Annotated in this window: 15 protein-coding genes; 13 read left to right on the forward strand and 2 right to left on the reverse strand. The window is 33.7% G+C overall.

Annotated features, from left to right (window positions below; translation table 11 throughout):
* Nucleotides 1–67: 67 nt before the first annotated feature.
* From LIX58_RS07115 to LIX58_RS07170, 12 genes are all read left to right on the forward strand, one after another.
* A complete protein-coding gene (locus LIX58_RS07115; RefSeq protein ID WP_186805188.1) occupies nt 68–781 on the forward strand; it encodes a sirohydrochlorin chelatase in 714 nt (237 codons plus the stop codon).
* A gap of 234 nt (nt 782–1,015) precedes the next feature.
* The gene (nirB, locus tag LIX58_RS07120; protein WP_154837154.1) at nt 1,016–3,427 is read left to right on the forward strand and encodes a nitrite reductase large subunit NirB; all 2,412 of its coding nucleotides are present in this window, start codon (nt 1,016–1,018) and stop codon (nt 3,425–3,427) included.
* Between the two features lie 3 nt (nt 3,428–3,430).
* Nucleotides 3,431–3,745: a nitrite reductase small subunit NirD gene (gene nirD / locus LIX58_RS07125; protein WP_126565604.1), complete on the forward strand. Its 315-nt coding sequence runs from the start codon at nt 3,431–3,433 to the stop codon at nt 3,743–3,745.
* Nucleotides 3,736–4,680: a uroporphyrinogen-III C-methyltransferase gene (gene cobA / locus LIX58_RS07130; RefSeq protein ID WP_154837152.1), complete on the forward strand. Its 945-nt coding sequence runs from the start codon at nt 3,736–3,738 to the stop codon at nt 4,678–4,680. Before nirD ends, cobA begins: the two co-directional genes overlap by 10 nt.
* 250 nt (nt 4,681–4,930) lie before the next feature.
* On the forward strand, nt 4,931–8,614 hold the full coding sequence (locus tag LIX58_RS07135) for a nitrate reductase subunit alpha (protein WP_226386214.1): 3,684 nt from the start codon (nt 4,931–4,933) through the stop codon (nt 8,612–8,614).
* Nucleotides 8,604–10,157, forward strand: coding sequence for a nitrate reductase subunit beta (narH, locus tag LIX58_RS07140; RefSeq protein ID WP_226386215.1), 1,554 nt, complete (start codon nt 8,604–8,606; stop codon nt 10,155–10,157). The genes LIX58_RS07135 and narH overlap by 11 nt, the downstream gene beginning before the upstream one ends.
* Nucleotides 10,150–10,725 carry a nitrate reductase molybdenum cofactor assembly chaperone gene (gene narJ / locus LIX58_RS07145; RefSeq protein WP_413470805.1) on the forward strand — a complete coding sequence of 192 codons (576 nt, stop codon included), beginning with the start codon at nt 10,150–10,152 and terminating at the stop codon, nt 10,723–10,725. Before narH ends, narJ begins: the two co-directional genes overlap by 8 nt.
* A complete protein-coding gene (narI, locus tag LIX58_RS07150) occupies nt 10,718–11,401 on the forward strand; it encodes a respiratory nitrate reductase subunit gamma (protein ID WP_226386217.1) in 684 nt (227 codons plus the stop codon). Before narJ ends, narI begins: the two co-directional genes overlap by 8 nt.
* A 20-nt stretch (nt 11,402–11,421) precedes the next feature.
* Nucleotides 11,422–11,871 carry a nitrate respiration regulation accessory nitrate sensor NreA gene (gene nreA / locus LIX58_RS07155; protein ID WP_154837145.1) on the forward strand — a complete coding sequence of 150 codons (450 nt, stop codon included), beginning with the start codon at nt 11,422–11,424 and terminating at the stop codon, nt 11,869–11,871.
* A gap of 9 nt (nt 11,872–11,880) precedes the next feature.
* Entirely contained in the window at nt 11,881–12,903 is a 1,023-nt protein-coding gene (nreB, locus tag LIX58_RS07160) for a nitrate respiration regulation sensor histidine kinase NreB (RefSeq protein WP_154837143.1), read from the forward strand.
* A 21-nt stretch (nt 12,904–12,924) separates the two neighbouring features.
* Nucleotides 12,925–13,578 carry a nitrate respiration regulation response regulator NreC gene (nreC, locus tag LIX58_RS07165; RefSeq protein WP_103366357.1) on the forward strand — a complete coding sequence of 218 codons (654 nt, stop codon included), beginning with the start codon at nt 12,925–12,927 and terminating at the stop codon, nt 13,576–13,578.
* Nucleotides 13,579–13,839: 261 nt separating this feature from the next.
* Nucleotides 13,840–15,015 (forward strand): nitrate/nitrite transporter, encoded by a 1,176-nt coding sequence (locus LIX58_RS07170; RefSeq protein ID WP_154837141.1) that lies wholly within the window; start codon nt 13,840–13,842, stop codon nt 15,013–15,015.
* 72 nt (nt 15,016–15,087) lie between these two features.
* Here the strand turns inward: LIX58_RS07170 and LIX58_RS07175 are convergent, their stop codons facing one another.
* A complete protein-coding gene (locus tag LIX58_RS07175) occupies nt 15,088–15,504 on the reverse strand; it encodes an Hsp20/alpha crystallin family protein (RefSeq protein WP_154838452.1) in 417 nt (138 codons plus the stop codon).
* A gap of 230 nt (nt 15,505–15,734) precedes the next feature.
* Nucleotides 15,735–16,178, reverse strand: coding sequence for a MarR family winged helix-turn-helix transcriptional regulator (locus LIX58_RS07180; RefSeq protein WP_154838451.1), 444 nt, complete (start codon nt 16,176–16,178; stop codon nt 15,735–15,737).
* A 280-nt stretch (nt 16,179–16,458) separates the two neighbouring features.
* Between LIX58_RS07180 and LIX58_RS07185 the strand changes: the two genes are divergently transcribed.
* The gene (locus LIX58_RS07185; protein ID WP_154838450.1) at nt 16,459–16,818 is read left to right on the forward strand and encodes a DUF3139 domain-containing protein; all 360 of its coding nucleotides are present in this window, start codon (nt 16,459–16,461) and stop codon (nt 16,816–16,818) included.
* Nucleotides 16,819–16,841 lie beyond the last annotated feature (23 nt).

The raw sequence follows: 16,841 nt of genomic DNA on the forward strand, positions 1-16,841 counted from the left end.
ATTAACATGATTCATTAAAATATTGTGGTTTAGTGATTCATTTTCAAAAAAGAAAGGGATGAGGGGATTGGTAGCAAATATTTTAGTAGCACACGGTATGCGCAAAGGAGACCAAAATAAAGCACTAGGTGACTTCCTAGAACGTCTATTAAGTGATGAAACATATAATTATGAATTGGCGTATATTGAAAGTGAAGAAAAAAGTATCGAGAATACTATTGGCCGATTGATTGATCAAGGAGAAACAGAATTTAAAGTAGTTCCTTTATTAATTTTTTCAGCGATGCATTATATTGTCGATGTGCCAAATATTTTAGAAAGTATTAAGCAAGCGTATCCTCATATTCGTTATGAAATAAGTGAGCCTCTCGGAACACATGATTACATGGTGGATTTAGTTGAAAAGCGTATTAATGACGTACATATTGATGGTACAACTAACTACGCGATTGTATTAATCGCGCATGGTAGCTTCTCATATACTAAAGCGCATGATGAACTTAAAGAATTTAGTGAAAAGTTAACACAAACAGCACCAATTTATTGTCGTACGTTGTACGGGGATATCACATTTAGAAATGACCTCGACCAACTATCACGTGACTATGATGAACTCATTGTCGTGCCGATGTTTTTATATGATGGACGATTAGTAAATAAAGTAAAACGCCTGATTTCAGAAATGGATATTGAAGGCACACTACATATTACACCATCCATTAATTTCGATAACATACTTAAACTTATTATTAGTGAACGTTTAGACCAACTGTATATATAAATTTTTAAGACTCTCTTACTGAAAAAGTAGGGGAGTTTTTTCATGTTTCAAGCAAAAAATAAAGTATTAGGGAATTCCCTATTTTTTAAAAATATGTGAAAAAAATCACAAAATTAACTAAAATTGTTATAAAATAGCAGTGAAGAAAGTAGTTGCAAATTCGCAATAATAATAAATTTATAATTTTCATCATTATAAATGACTAAATATTAAGTGGTAAAAGGGGCATATTTTATGACTAAACAAAAGCTTGTAATGATTGGTAATGGTATGGCAGGCCTTAGAACAATAGAAGAAATATTAGAACGCTCAGACTCAATGTTTGATATTACAATCATCGGCAAAGAACCTTATCCAAACTATAACAGAATTATGTTGTCTAACATTTTACAAAAGAAAATGACAGTCGAAGAAACCATTATGAATCCTTATGAATGGTATGAGGAAAATAATATTCGATTAATTGTGGACGACCCGGTAGAAGCAGTTGATAAAGCAAATCAAACTGTGACAACTTCTAAGGGTGTAGAAGTTCAATATGATATTTGCATTTTTGCGACAGGTTCAAGCGCGTTTGTATTACCTATCCCAGGTTCAGATTTACCTAGTGTTATCGGATGGCGCACAATTGAAGATACTGAACGTATGATTGAAATAGCTAAAACTAAAAAACGTGCAGTTGTTATCGGTGGTGGCTTACTCGGTTTAGAATGTGCACGTGGTTTAATGGACCAAGGCATGGATGTCACTGTTTTACATTTAGCGGAATGGTTAATGGAAATGCAACTTGATCGTAAAGCCGGCGAAATGCTAAAAGCAGATTTAGAGCGTCAAGGTATGAATATTGAATTACAAGCAAATTCGAAAGAAATCATTGGTAATGAAGATGTTGAAGCGATTAAATTAGCTGATGGTCGCGTGATTAAAACGGATTTAGTAGTCATGGCGGTTGGTATTCGTCCATTCACTAACGTTGCAAAATCAGCAGGATTAGAAGTGAATAGAGGAATTGTCGTAAATGATTATTTACAAACATCTGATCCAAACATTTATGCTGTAGGTGAGTGTGCGGAACATGCTGGTAAAGTATATGGTTTAGTAGCACCACTATATGAGCAAGGTAAAGTGCTTGCAGACTTTTTAACTGGTAAAGAGACAGAAGGTTATAAAGGTTCTACTACATTTACTTCATTAAAAGTCTCTGGCTGTGATTTATTTAGTGCGGGTCAAATTGTTGAAAATGAAGATGTCCAAGGTATCGAAATCTTTAATAGCGTAGATAATATTTATAAAAAAGTATATTTAAGCAACGGAGAAGTAGTCGGCGCAGTATTATACGGTGATACTGATGATGGTTCAAGATTTTACAGCATGATGAAGAAACACGAATCTTTAGAAGATTATACGTTAGTCTCTTTACTTCATAAAGAGGGCGAAGAGGCAACAACTTCAATTGCTGATATGGCTGATGATGAAACAATATGTGGTTGTAATGGTGTCGATAAAGGAACCATTGTTAATGCGATTACTACTAAAGGATTAACATCTGTTGACGAAGTGACTAAGGCGACGAAAGCAGGTAATTCTTGTGGTAAATGTAAAGGTCAAATCGGTGAACTTTTAAAATGTACATTAGGTGATGACTTTGTTGCAGCGAAACCTACAGGTATTTGTGCTTGTACCGATTTAACACGCGATCAAATTGTTACTCAAATCAGAGCTAAAGGACTTAAAACATCTAAAGAAGTACGTCACGTCCTTGATTTTAAAGATAAAAATGGTTGTCCAAAATGTCGTCCAGCAATCAACTATTATTTAAATATGGTTTACCCTCATGATCATCAAGATGAAAGAGAATCACGCTTTGCGAATGAACGATACCATGCCAATATTCAAAACGATGGTACATTCTCAGTTATTCCACAAATGCGTGGGGGTGTGACAGATGCGGATCAATTGATTCGATTAGGCGAAGTAGCTAAAAAATATAACGTACCTTTAGTAAAAGTGACAGGCTCACAACGTGTTGGTTTATATGGATTGAAAAAAGAAGAACTGCCTAAAGTATGGGCAGACTTAGGCATGCGTTCTGCTTCAGCTTACGGTAAGAAAACACGTTCAGTTAAAAGTTGTGTAGGTAAAGAATTCTGTCGATTTGGTACCCAATATACTACACGTTTAGGTATTCGCTTAGAAAAAACATTTGAATATATCGATACCCCTCATAAATTTAAAATGGGCGTGTCAGGTTGCCCACGTAGTTGTGTAGAATCAGGTGTTAAAGATTTCGGTGTTATTTCTGTAGAAAATGGTTACCAAATTTATATTGGAGGTAACGGTGGTACTGATGTAACAGTAGGTAAACTTTTAACTACTTTTGAAACAGAAGATGAAGTAATTCAATTATGCGGCGCTTTAATGCAGTATTATAGAGAAACTGGTATTTATGCTGAAAGAACTGCACCATGGCTTAACCGTTTAGGCTTTGACAATGTTAAAGAAGTCTTACTTGATCCAGAACGACAAAAAGAATTATTCGATAGAATTATGGATGCTAAAAAAGCAATTGATGGTCATGGCGAACCTTGGTCAGCTATCGTTGAAAATAAAGATGCACAAAAAATCTTTGAAGTTGAGAAGGTGTAAAGGATGAAAGCAATGGAAAAAGTAAAAGTGACTACACTAGAAGAATTAACGCCATTAATCGGGAAAAAAGTCATCGTTGAGGATAAACAAATTGGCATTTTCCTAACAGAGAGTGGGGAAATCCACGCTATCAATAATATCTGTCCACATAAGCAAGGACCTTTATCAGAAGGGACAGTGAGTGGCGAGTTTGTGTACTGTCCTCTTCATGATCAAAAGATTGATTTGAGAAACGGAGAGGTTCAAGAACCTGATACAGGTTGCGTAGAAACATATAAAGTTGAAGTACATGACGGAGACGTCTACGTATGTCTTTAAATGCAGAACCGAAAGTCTATTTAATCGGGGCAGGTCCAGGTAACCCTAATCTGTTAACTAAAAAAGCTGAGCGCATCCTTCGTAAAGCAGATGTGATACTTTATGATCGTCTCGTCAATCCATTAATTATTCAGTATGCATCACCTTCAACTGAAGTGATAGATGTCGGTAAAAAGCCATATGCGAAACACATACAACAAGAAGAAATCAATTTAAAGATTGTTGAAGCGACGAAAAGACATCGTATCGTTGTTCGTTTAAAAGGTGGAGATCCAGCTATTTTTGGACGCGTCACTGAAGAAATTGATACTTTGAAAGCGCATGGTATCTCGTATGAAATCGTTCCAGGTGTAACGTCAGCAAGCGCAGCCGTAGCTAACATGGAAATAGGTCTAACCATGCGAAGTATTGCGCCAAGCGTGACGTTCTCAACCGGTTATTTTAAAGATTCTATTAATCGTGAAACAGATATTCGCAATCTCATTAATGGTGGTACATTAGCTATCTATATGGGTATTAAACGACTGAATCATATTATTAGACAAATTACTGTCTATACCAACGAAGATTATTCAATTGCGATTGTCTTTAATGCGACTTGCTATAACCAGAAGGTCATCATTGGCAAACTTAGTACGATTGAAGCGCAGTTACAACAGCTCAATTTAGAAAGTGAACCAGGTATTTGTATTCTTGGCGCGATGGTTGAATATATTGATAAAGACAAAGTGGAACAAAGTGAAGCACAACACGATGAAACATTATATATCATTAATGGTTCGAAAGATGAAGCATTGTTAACTGCTGAAGACCTTTCGGAAAAGGGGAAACATTGTCTACTCGCATATGATGATAGTTACCATAAATCACAACAATGGTTATATCAAAGTATAATAGACAAACATCATTTTAAATTTATCGAAACGACATATTAAGCATTTCAGCTTTATATCTTAATTCATAGTCATACAGAACAGTGATCATTTATCACTTCTGTATGACTATTTTTTATTTATAGAAAATGTATCGACGTTGCATGTCTTTTTTAGGGATTCTTCTATATGAAATAGGTATTTCCCTAATATATTTACTTTGTGAAAAAATGTACAATCAACTTGAATTAATAAGTAATTAACATATAACGTAACAAGCTAAATACCTTGGTCGGTAGGAGGATTTATATAAATGGGAAAATTTGGATTAAATTTTTTTAAACCAACTGAAAAATTTAATGGTAATTGGTCAGTACTTGAAAGCAAAAGTAGAGAATGGGAAAAAATGTATCGTGAAAGATGGAGTCATGACAAAGTCGTTAGAACGACACATGGTGTGAACTGTACAGGCTCATGTTCATGGAAAGTCTTTGTTAAAAACGACGTCATCACATGGGAAAATCAACAAATTGATTATCCTAGTTGTGGGCCAGATATGCCTGAATTTGAACCTCGTGGATGTCCACGTGGTGCCTCATTTTCATGGTATGAATATAGCCCGTTACGTGTTAAATATCCATATATTAGAGGTAAATTATTAGAATTATGGACGACAGCTTTAGAAGAAAATAATGGTAACCGTATTGCGGCTTGGGCTTCAATTGTTGAAGATGAAGATAAAGCTAAAGCATATAAAGAAGCACGTGGTATGGGTGGTCATGTACGCTCTAATTGGAAAGACGTTACGGACATTATTGCTGCTCAAATCTTATATACAATTAAAAAAGATGGTCCAGATAGAATCGCTGGATTTACACCAATACCAGCTATGTCGATGATCAGTTATGCAGCAGGGGCAAGATTCATTAATTTACTAGGTGGTGAAATGCTTAGTTTCTATGACTGGTATGCTGACTTGCCTCCTGCATCTCCACAAATTTGGGGTGAACAAACAGATGTGCCTGAATCAAGTGACTGGTACAACGCTTCTTATATTATTATGTGGGGTTCTAACGTACCATTAACACGTACACCGGATGCTCATTTTATGACAGAAGTAAGATACAAAGGAACTAAAGTTGTTTCAGTAGCACCTGACTACGCAGAGAACGTTAAATTTGCAGATAACTGGTTAGCACCAAATCCTGGAACGGATGCTGCGGTAGCACAAGCCATGACACACGTTATCTTACAAGAATTTTATGAAGATCACCCAAGTGAAATGTTTATCAATTATTCTAAACAATATTCAGATATGCCATTCGTGATTATGTTGGATGAAGATGAAAATGGTTATAAAGCAGGAAGATTCTTACGTGCCAGTGACTTAGGAATGGAAAGTGACAATAGTGAATGGAAACCAGTTATCCATGACACGATTAGCCATCAATTTGTCGTACCAAATGGCACAATGGGCCAACGTTGGGAAGAAGGCAAAAAATGGAATTTGAAATTAGAAACAGAAGATGGCACTAAAATAAATCCTGCAATGTCAATGGCTGAGGAAGATTATGAACTTAAAATAATTCAATTCCCATTCTTTGATAGTAAAGGAGATGGCATCTTTGAAAGACCGATTGCTACAAGAAAAGTAACATTAGCAGACGGTAAAGAAGTATATGTAGCGACAGTCTACGATTTAATGACAAGCCAATATGGGATTAAACGCTTCAATCACGAATTAGAAGCAAAATCATATGATGATAAAGAATCTAAATATACACCAGCTTGGCAAGAAAGTGTGACAGGTATTAAACCAGAATTAATCACACAAGTAGCAAGGGAATTTGCACAGAACGCTATTGATACTAAAGGACGCTCAATGATTATCATGGGTGCTGGTATTAACCACTGGTTCAATTCGGATACGATTTACCGTGCCGTTTTAAACTTAGTTCTATTATATGGTTACCAAGGTGTTAATGGTGGCGGTTGGGCGCACTATGTTGGACAAGAGAAATGTCGCCCTATTGAAGGTTGGAATACTGTCGCTTTCGCCAAAGATTGGCAAGGTCCACCACGTTTACAAAATGGTACAAGTTGGTTCTACTTCGCAACAGACCAATGGAAATATGAAGAATCAAATGTTGATAAATTAAAATCACCATTAGCTCAAAATATTAAGCATCAACATCCAGCTGATTACAATGTTACAGCTGCTAGATTAGGATGGTTACCTTCATATCCACAATTCAATAAAAACAGCTTATTATTTGGTGAAGAAGCTAAAGACGCGGGTGATGATTCTAATGAAGCAATTTTAAAAAGAGCAATTGACTCTGTTAAGAATAAAGAAACTCAATTTGCAGTTGAAGATCCTGATTTAAGAAAAAATCATCCTAAAACATTGTTTGTATGGAGATCAAATCTCATTTCAAGTTCAGCTAAAGGTCAAGAATACTTCATGAAACATTTATTAGGTACACGTTCAGGTTTAATGGCTGAACCTAATGAAGAAGATAAACCAGAAGAAATTAAATGGCGCGAAGAGACAGTAGGGAAATTAGATTTACTCGTATCATTAGATTTCCGTATGACAGCAACACCGCTTTATTCAGATATTGTGTTGCCGGCTGCGACGTGGTATGAAAAACACGATTTATCATCAACAGATATGCATCCATTTGTGCATCCCTTCAATCCAGCAATCGATCCATTATGGGAATCACGTTCAGACTGGGATATTTATAAAACATTAAGTAAAGCAGTTTCTGAAATGGCTAAAGATTATTTACCAGGCACATTTAAAGATGTTGTGACATCACCACTAGGTCATGACTCTAAACAAGAACTTGGCTCAGAATATGGTATTGTCAAAGATTGGTCTAAAGGTGAAGTCGAAGCTATTCCAGGAAAAACAATGCCAAACTTCTCAATTGTAGAGCGTGATTATACAAAAATTTATGATAAATACGTCACTTTAGGACCTTTACTTGAAAAAGCAAAAGTGGGTGCACATGGCGTAAGTTATGAAGTCAAAGATGAATACAATGAACTGAAAAGTATGGTAGGTACATGGAACGATGAAGATGAAAACTCAGTGAGAAATAATCGTCCACGTATTGATACTGCACGTAAAGTAGCTGATGCAATACTAAATATTTCATCAGCAACGAACGGTAAATTATCACAAAAATCTTATGAAGATTTAGAAAATCAAACAGGTATGGAATTAAAAGATATTTCTAAAGAACGTGCGTCAGAAAAGATTTCATTCTTAAATATTACATCTCAACCACGTGAAGTCATACCAACCGCTGTATTTCCAGGTTCAAATAAAAATGGTCGTCGATATTCTCCATTTACAACAAATATTGAACGTTTAGTACCATTTAGAACATTAACAGGTAGACAAAGTTATTACATCGATCATGAAGTCTTCCAACAATTTGGAGAAAGTTTACCGGTATATAAACCAACATTGCCACCTATGGTCTTTGGAGCAAGAGATAAGAAAGTGAAAGGTGGACAAGATGCTCTAGTATTACGTTACCTTACACCACATGGTAAATGGAATATTCACTCAACATACCAAGACAATGAACGTATGTTGACATTATTTAGAGGTGGCCCAGTAGTGTGGTTATCAAATGAAGATGTTGAAGAACATGGCATCAATGATAATGATTGGCTAGAAGTTTATAACCGTAATGGCGTAGTAACTGCTAGAGCCGTAACCTCACATCGTATGCCTAAAGGCACAATGTTTATGTACCATGCACAAGATAAACATATTGAAACACCAGGATCAGAAATTACTGATACACGTGGTGGTTCACACAATGCACCAACAAGAATTCACTTAAAACCTACACAACTTGTAGGTGGTTATGCACAAATTAGTTATCACTTTAACTACTATGGTCCAATTGGAAATCAAAGAGATGTTTATGTAGCCGTAAGAAAAATGAAGGAGGTAAATTGGCTTGAAGATTAAAGCGCAGATTGCAATGGTGTTAAATTTAGATAAATGCATAGGTTGCCACACTTGCAGCGTAACATGTAAAAACACTTGGACTAACCGTCCAGGTGCAGAATACATGTGGTTTAACAACGTAGAAACTAAACCAGGTGTAGGATATCCAAAACGATGGGAAGACCAAGAACATTATAAAGGTGGATGGATCTTAAATAAAAAAGGAAAATTAGAACTTAAAACGGGGAGTCGTTTATCAAAAATTGCTTTAGGTAAAATCTTTTATAACCCTGATATGCCTCTTATTAAAGATTATTATGAACCATGGACATATAACTATGAACATTTAACAACTGCGAAAGAAGGTAAACATTCACCGGTAGCCAAAGCACATTCAATCATCTCAGGTGATAAATTGGATCTTGAATGGGGTCCTAACTGGGAAGACGATTTAGCAGGTGCGCATATCACAGGTCCAGAAGATCCTAATATTCAAAAAATCGAAGAAGATATTAAATTCCAATTCGATGAAACATTTATGATGTATTTACCTCGTTTATGTGAACATTGTTTAAATCCTAGTTGCGTCGCTTCATGTCCTTCAGGTGCAATGTACAAACGTGATGAAGATGGTATTGTTTTAGTGGACCAAGATGCTTGTCGTGGTTGGCGCTACTGTATGACAGGTTGCCCTTATAAAAAAGTTTACTTCAACTGGAAGACTAATAAAGCAGAGAAATGTACATTCTGTTTCCCAAGAATTGAAGCAGGTTTACCTACAGTATGTTCAGAAACATGTGTAGGTAGAATGAGATACTTAGGTGTACTTTTATATGATGCTGATAGAGTACATGAAGCTGCATCTGCTGAAAATGAACAAGATTTATATGAAAAACAATTAGATATATTCTTAAACCCATTTGATGAAGAAGTAATTGAACAAGCTGAAAAAGATGGCATTAGTTATGAATGGATTGAAGCAGCACAAAACTCACCAGTGTATAAATTAGCAATTGAATATAAAATTGCATTCCCATTACATCCAGAGTATAGAACAATGCCTATGGTTTGGTATTGTCCACCACTTAGTCCTATCATGAGTTATTTTGAAGGGAAAAATGCTGGCCAAAATCCTGATATGATTTTCCCAGCGATTGAGGAAATGCGCTTACCAATCGAGTATTTAGCTAATTTATTCACAGCAGGTGATGTACAACCTGTTAAAGAAGCACTTCAAAAAATGGCTATGATGAGAAGTTATATGCGTTCTCAAATCACTGGTAGAGAATATGATAGTTATAAACTTGAACGACTTGGTTTGTCAGAAATTCAAATTCAAGAAATGTATCGTTTATTAGGTTTAGCAAAATATGAAGATCGTTTCGTCATTCCAACATCTCATAAAGAAACGTATTTAGATACGTATCATGCACAAGGCAGCCAAGGATATGGCGGAGAATACTTCGGAGATAATTGTGAAGGTTGTGGCGTAGCAGTAGGTTCAGGAAAAACAGGACAAGAAATTTATAATGATAATTTCTATGGAGGTATCTTCCGTGATTAATTTACAACAATTTCTATATTATCAAGAAAGTTTCGGTTACATTGCGCAACAATTGAATTTTCCTGAAAAACTGACGTTTCATCCAAAGACTTTCAACGAAACAATTGATGAATCTCATCCAGGCTATGAAGACTTAGTAAAATACCGTGAAATTATGCATCAATTCTCGTTATCAGAAATTAAAGCAATTTATACAGATACATTTGATTTTAATAAAAAAACGCCGCTTTATATGACTTACAACAAGTTTGATACGCAAAAAGAACGTGGTCAAATGTTGGCTAAATTGAAAGTCTTATATGAAATGTTTGGATTAGAGATGGCTAGTAATGAGTTATCAGATTATCTACCTTTAATGTTGCAATTTTTACATGTAGCACAATGGCAAAATGATCCACGTGCTGAAGGAAATATTGAACTCGTCATTATGATTATTGAAGATGGTACGTATGAAATGGCGAATCAATTGGCACAAGATAATAACCCATATGCATACGTGATTCGTGCACTGCGCAATACACTTAAAGCATGTTTAAATATTCCAAGTGAGGTGACGTCTCATGCTTAATCAATTTTTATGGATTATCTTTCCATATCTATGTGTAGCTATTTTTGTAGTAGGGCATATTGCACGTTATAAATATGATCAATTCTCATGGACAGCTAAATCAAGTGAATTGATTGAGAAGAAACAACTTAAATGGGGAAGTTTATTATTTCATTTAGGTATCATTCCAGTATTCTTTGGCCACGTGGTAGGTTTAGCTATTCCAGCTAAATGGATAGATGGCTTAGGTGTAAGTGAAGAGATGTATCACTTCGGCGCTGTTTATATCGGTAGTATCTTTGGTATAATGACATTTATTGGTATGTTACTTTTAACAGCAAGACGTATTACTATCAAAAATGTTCGAAGATTAAGTTCAGCTTCAGATATTTTTGTGAACTTTTTATTAATATTAATTATTTTCATGGGTTGTTATTCAACTTTAGTGACGAATGCGATGGTAAGTAATTTTGATTATCGTCAAACGATTTCTATTTGGTTTAGACATCTCTTCACATTTTCACCTAATGCGAGTTTAATGACTGACGTACCGCTATCATTTAAGATTCATATTTTACTTGGATTTACGATTTTAGCTTGTTGGCCATTTACGCGATTAGTACATGTGTGGAGCGTGCCTTTATCCTATACGAATAGAAGATATATCATTTACCGCAGACATAAAACACGCTCATGATGATGAAAGGAGATACGCAAGTGCCCATTGAACCTTTGATTCAAGAAGAGGCTTTTCAAGACGAATTAAATCGTTTAAGAATAGAGGAAGGATATGATTTTGCAGGGGTGGCATTATATGAATATTCATCCACTTCTTCCCCTATTAAATGGCGTTATGTATCTGGAAGTTTAAATGATCGTTATAAATTAATTATTTTGAGAAAAGGTCGTGGATTAGCTGGCATGGTGATGAAAACGGCGAAACGTATGGTAATGTCACAAGTTTCCGAGACTTTGACACCTGGAGAGAAAATTAAATATCCTATCTTAGTTAGTGAAGAATTGACAGCAGTGATTGCGATACCTCTATGTCACAAACAACAAGTATGCGGAGTGTTATTATTAGGACAACGTGACGAAAAACCACTTCCTGATAATCATAATTTAAATATTAGTGGCAAATTATGGGCATTTACTGAAGAAATGTAGGTGATCAAAGTGCTAAATATTCAAGAGAATACTATCGAACGTTTACTCAAAAAGTATTATGAAAAAATTGTCTTTATCAATAATGAGGGCAAAGTGATTGCGATGAATGAAGCCGCAAAAGAAATTATTTCAATTGAAAATAATTATAGCGTCATGACGGATGCAATATGTAGACGTTGTGAAGGATATTCTAATGAATTTGCTTTACAAAGTTGTATTAATTGTTATTTAGGTACTTCAACACCTAATGATAAGAACTTTCAAGTGTTTATGAAGACAGTGAATAATAAAGTACAACCTTTTACAGCTGCTTATCAATGTATTGATGAAGATGAACAAATTTATGCATTTACGTTACAAGATATTTCACCTCAAATTGAACGTCAAGAAAAGATGTATCAACGTCAGATGTTACGTAAAACAATATCTGCCCAAGAGAATGAAAGAAAGCGAATTTCTAGGGAATTACATGATAGCGTAGTTCAAGAAATGCTTAATATTGATGTTGAATTACGATTGTTGAAATATCAACAAGAGATGTCACAACTTATAGAAAAATCAGAACATATAGAAAGCTTGATGTCTCATTTAATCAATGATATTCGTAATTTATCTGTAGAATTAAGACCATCATCTTTAGATGATTTAGGATTGGAAGCGGCATTTAAATCGTATTTTAAACAATTTGAAGAAAACTATGGCTTAGAAATTATTTATCAATCGAATATTAAAGATCATCGATTTAATAGTGAAATAGAAACTGTCGTTTACCGTGTTGTACAAGAAGCTATTTTCAATGCTTTAAAATATGCTGGTGTCAATTCAGTTGATGTTTCAGTACAACAAACTGAGCATAATTTAATAGCCGAAATTGTAGACAGAGGAGCAGGATTTAATCCTAATTCACAGCCACAAGGGACTGGCTTAGGATTATATGGGATGAATGAAAGAGCTGAACTTGTTAAAGGGAAAGTGGATATTGAAACACACATTGGAAAAGGGACTATTATTACATTAGAAATACCACTTTAGAGTACGTAAGGGGATTTTGAATTGAGAATTATAATTGCAGATGACCATGCAGTTGTTAGAACTGGGTTTTCAATGATATTAAATTTCCAGGAAGACATGGAAGTTGTTGCGACTGCTGCTGATGGAGTAGAGGCCTATCAAAAAGTGATGGAATACAAACCTGATGTTCTTATTATGGACTTAAGCATGCCACCAGGTGAATCTGGATTGATTGCGACAAGTAAAATTGCAGAAAGTTTTCCTGAAACCAAAATATTAATATTAACAATGTATGATGATGAAGAATATTTATTTCATGTACTTCGCAATGGGGCAAAAGGATATATTTTAAAAAATTCACCAGATGAACAGTTATTACTAGCAGTACGCACAGTATATAAAGGTGAAACATATGTAGATATGAAATTAACCACATCGTTGGTCAATGAATTTGTAAATCATACAAATATAGACGAGGCGTCTACGAATGATCCTTTTAAAATACTTTCTAAACGTGAACTAGAAATATTACCATTAATTGCAAAAGGTTATGGTAATAAAGATATCGCGGAAAAATTGTTTGTTTCGGTTAAAACGGTTGAAGCACACAAAACACATATTATGACTAAATTAGGATTAAAGTCTAAACCAGAATTAGTAGAGTACGCATTGAAGAAAAAATTATTAGAGTTTTAATTTAAAATATAATATTGAAACTGTTAAATAGCCATGAAGAAAATCGATAATTTGATAAATCTTCATGGCATATTTTTATGTAAAAATAAGTAAGGAAATATAGGGGGATTCCTTATAAGTATAAGGGAAAATCCTTATGTTCATTTTTTCACAAATTCACTAAAATTAATGTGTAATCAGTAATGTGATTGAAATATAATTTTTGACCTCTTTTATATAACAATTACTGATAAAGAAAAAAGAAATAGTGAAGGTGAAAAAATGAATAAAAATAAGGGTGGTTTTCAACTTACATTACAAACGTTGAGTCTTGTAGTGGGATTTATGGCTTGGAGTATTATTTCTCCACTAATGCCGTATATTTCTCAAGATATTAAAGTGTCTCCAGAACAGCTATCAATTATTCTAGCTATTCCAGTCATTTTAGGTTCTATTTTACGAGTTCCATTTGGATATTTAACTAATATTGTTGGGGCAAAATGGGTCTTCTTTTGTAGTTTTATAGTATTATTATTTCCAATCTTTTTATTAGGACAAGCTCAAACACCTGGAATGTTAATGTTAGCAGGATTCTTTTTAGGCGTTGGAGGAGCAGTATTCTCTGTTGGTGTAACATCAGTTCCTAAATACTTTTCAAAAGATAAAGTCGGCTTAGCTAATGGTATCTATGGAGTAGGGAATGTAGGAACGGCAGTATCTTCTTTCTTAGCACCACCAATAGCAGGAATTATTGGTTGGCAAACCACAGTTAGAAGTTACTTAATTATCATTGCAATATTTGCGGTTTTAATGTTTATCTTAGGTGACAGTAAAGAGCCTAAAGTTAAAGTGCCACTAATGTCGCAGATTAAAAAGTTATCTTCAAATTATAAATTATATTACTTAAGTTTATGGTACTTTATCACTTTCGGTGCATTCGTAGCGTTTGGTCTATTCTTACCTAACTACTTAGTACATAATTTCGGTATCGATAAAGTTGATGCTGGCATTAGATCAGGCGTATTTATTGCTTTAGCAACGTTTTTAAGACCACTTGGAGGCGTCTTAGGTGATAAATTTAATGCGGTGAAAGTATTAATGTTTGATTTCATAGTGATGATAATAGGTGCAATTATATTAGGTATATCTGATCATATCGCATTATTTACAATAGGTTGTTTAACTATTAGTATATGCGCTGGTTTAGGAAATGGCTTAGTATTTAAATTAGTTCCTTCTTATTTTGCAAAAGAAGCTGGAGCTGCTAATGGCATCGTTTCAATGATGGGTGGTTTAGGAGGTTTCTTCCCACCACTAGTAATCACATATGTATCGAACTTAACAGGTTCTAGCCATTTAGCATTTATTCTATTAGCAATTTTTGGCGTTTTAGCCTTCATTACAATGGGGCATTTATATATAAAAGAATATAAAAGCTCTTTAATGACCTCAAAATAATAAAAAAACGTAGGAAACATTGATGAAAATGAATCCTACGTTTTTTTTAATTAAATTTGATTTTAAATGTTACTAATCAATAGTAATTTTAGTAGTATTATCTTCGTCTGTAGCTTCTTTAGGTAGAATAACCACTAAAATACCATTATTATAACTTGCTTTAATTTGTGTTTTATCGATATCATCAAAATCAAAGTGTCTTACAAGTTCACCGTTAGCGCGTTCGCTAAGTTGAACTTTACCAGTTTGATCAGAAACATGTTTTTGTGCTTTGATAGTTAAAGTTGAATGTTCATAAGTCAACTCAATCTCTGATTTATTAACACCTGGTAACTCAGCTTCTAGGATATATTGACTAGATTGATTATAAATATTTGTTGGGAAAGTCTTTGATGAGAATTGATTAAATACTTGCTCACCTAAATCGCGAAATACGTCTTTAGGATTGTTTTTAAAAATAGATTGCTCAAAGAATTCTCTGTTATTCATTATATATTCTCTCCTTTAAATGAAAGTTAAAATCATAACTATTTAGTGGAAATTTTCAACTTCATTATAAAGAGAGTAAATTCTTACGTAAAGTAAAAGCAATTAATTAAGTAGTATGTAAAAATGTGGATTGGAAAAGAACATGACAAAAGTTAGCAAATTATGTATAAAGTCTTTTATATAGATAAAAATGAAAATATAAGATGTATGCTTTTGTCATGTATTATTATTTATTCTGGTGCATTATCGAAATTGTTAGTAATGACGTGTCGTAATCTATGAACAAGTTCATCATCTTCTTCCTTAGTAAAATTGAAGTCTTCAAATACTTGTTCTGAAATAGATTCTAATACGGGCTTAATCTTTTTACCATTTTCAGTTAAAGAAATTTGTAAATTGCGTTCATCTTCTTTTTCACGCATACGTACAACATAGCCCTTCTTCTCTAATTTTTTTAAGAGAGGTGTAAGAGTTCCAGAATCTAAAAAGACGCGTTGGCCAAGCGATTTTATATTTATTTTTTCATCATCTTCAATAGCCATAACAACCATAAAACTTGTATATGTTAAATCATGTTCTTTTAAATAGTAAGTATACTTTTTAATAACTTCTTTTGAAGTTACATATAATAAAAAACATAATTGTTTACTTAAATAGCTGTCCTTTACATACATATTTATCCCCCCTTAACTTATTTAAAGATAGTATGAACTAAAACTAATGTCAAGACTGTTGCCATAGTATTTTACAGAGTTTTCAAGAGTTTTGAAAATACATCAAAAATACGTCTACAAATAATAAAAAAGTGTTGATTTATTTTGAATTAGAGATATATTTAAGTAAATTTTGTTACAAAAATATGCAAAGGCTTTAAAAATATTGTTATTTCATTCATAATAATTTAAATAATAAAAAATATACTTTTGGGATAGGCAGATTAGAAGGAGTTTCAAAATGAGTAAAAAGCAAATAATTATAAGAGTAGTAATTATATTTGCTATTTCTTTAGTTGTAGCTATCGCATTTTTCTTTGGTATGAAGACATATCAAGGCCACAGAAATATAAAATTAGTTGATAGTTATTTAGAACAAAAGCATCTTACAGATAAAGTGAAATCGGAAAAAACATTATACAGTGCTAAAAAGGGCGTCTATTATAAAGAAGTAGTTTTTAAAGATGAGCCAAACTTAACTTATGTTATTCAACCTATTGGTACACGTAAAGGTATTTTTTCAGAAGGATTTGATACTGAAACTAAAAAAAGTATTAAAGGTACCAAATATAATTACTTTAATCAGAATTTTAAACCTTAATATTAAGATTTGAGCTGTATTTA

This window comes from Staphylococcus sp. Marseille-Q1834, assembly GCF_916858875.1.
Taxonomy (GTDB): Bacteria; Bacillota; Bacilli; order Staphylococcales; family Staphylococcaceae; genus Staphylococcus; species Staphylococcus pragensis.

Coding starts and splice junctions, on each gene's coding strand:
- nirB (WP_154837154.1), top strand. CDS start 1,016: ATGACTAAACAAAAGCTTGTAATGATTGGTAATGGTATGGCAGGCCTT.
- nirD (WP_126565604.1), top strand. CDS start 3,431: ATGAAAGCAATGGAAAAAGTAAAAGTGACTACACTAGAAGAATTAACG.
- cobA (WP_154837152.1), top strand. CDS start 3,736: ATGTCTTTAAATGCAGAACCGAAAGTCTATTTAATCGGGGCAGGTCCA.
- LIX58_RS07135 (WP_226386214.1), top strand. CDS start 4,931: ATGGGAAAATTTGGATTAAATTTTTTTAAACCAACTGAAAAATTTAAT.
- narI (WP_226386217.1), top strand. CDS start 10,718: ATGCTTAATCAATTTTTATGGATTATCTTTCCATATCTATGTGTAGCT.
- LIX58_RS07170 (WP_154837141.1), top strand. CDS start 13,840: ATGAATAAAAATAAGGGTGGTTTTCAACTTACATTACAAACGTTGAGT.
- LIX58_RS07175 (WP_154838452.1), bottom strand. CDS start 15,504: ATGAATAACAGAGAATTCTTTGAGCAATCTATTTTTAAAAACAATCCT.
- LIX58_RS07180 (WP_154838451.1), bottom strand. CDS start 16,178: ATGTATGTAAAGGACAGCTATTTAAGTAAACAATTATGTTTTTTATTA.
- LIX58_RS07185 (WP_154838450.1), top strand. CDS start 16,459: ATGAGTAAAAAGCAAATAATTATAAGAGTAGTAATTATATTTGCTATT.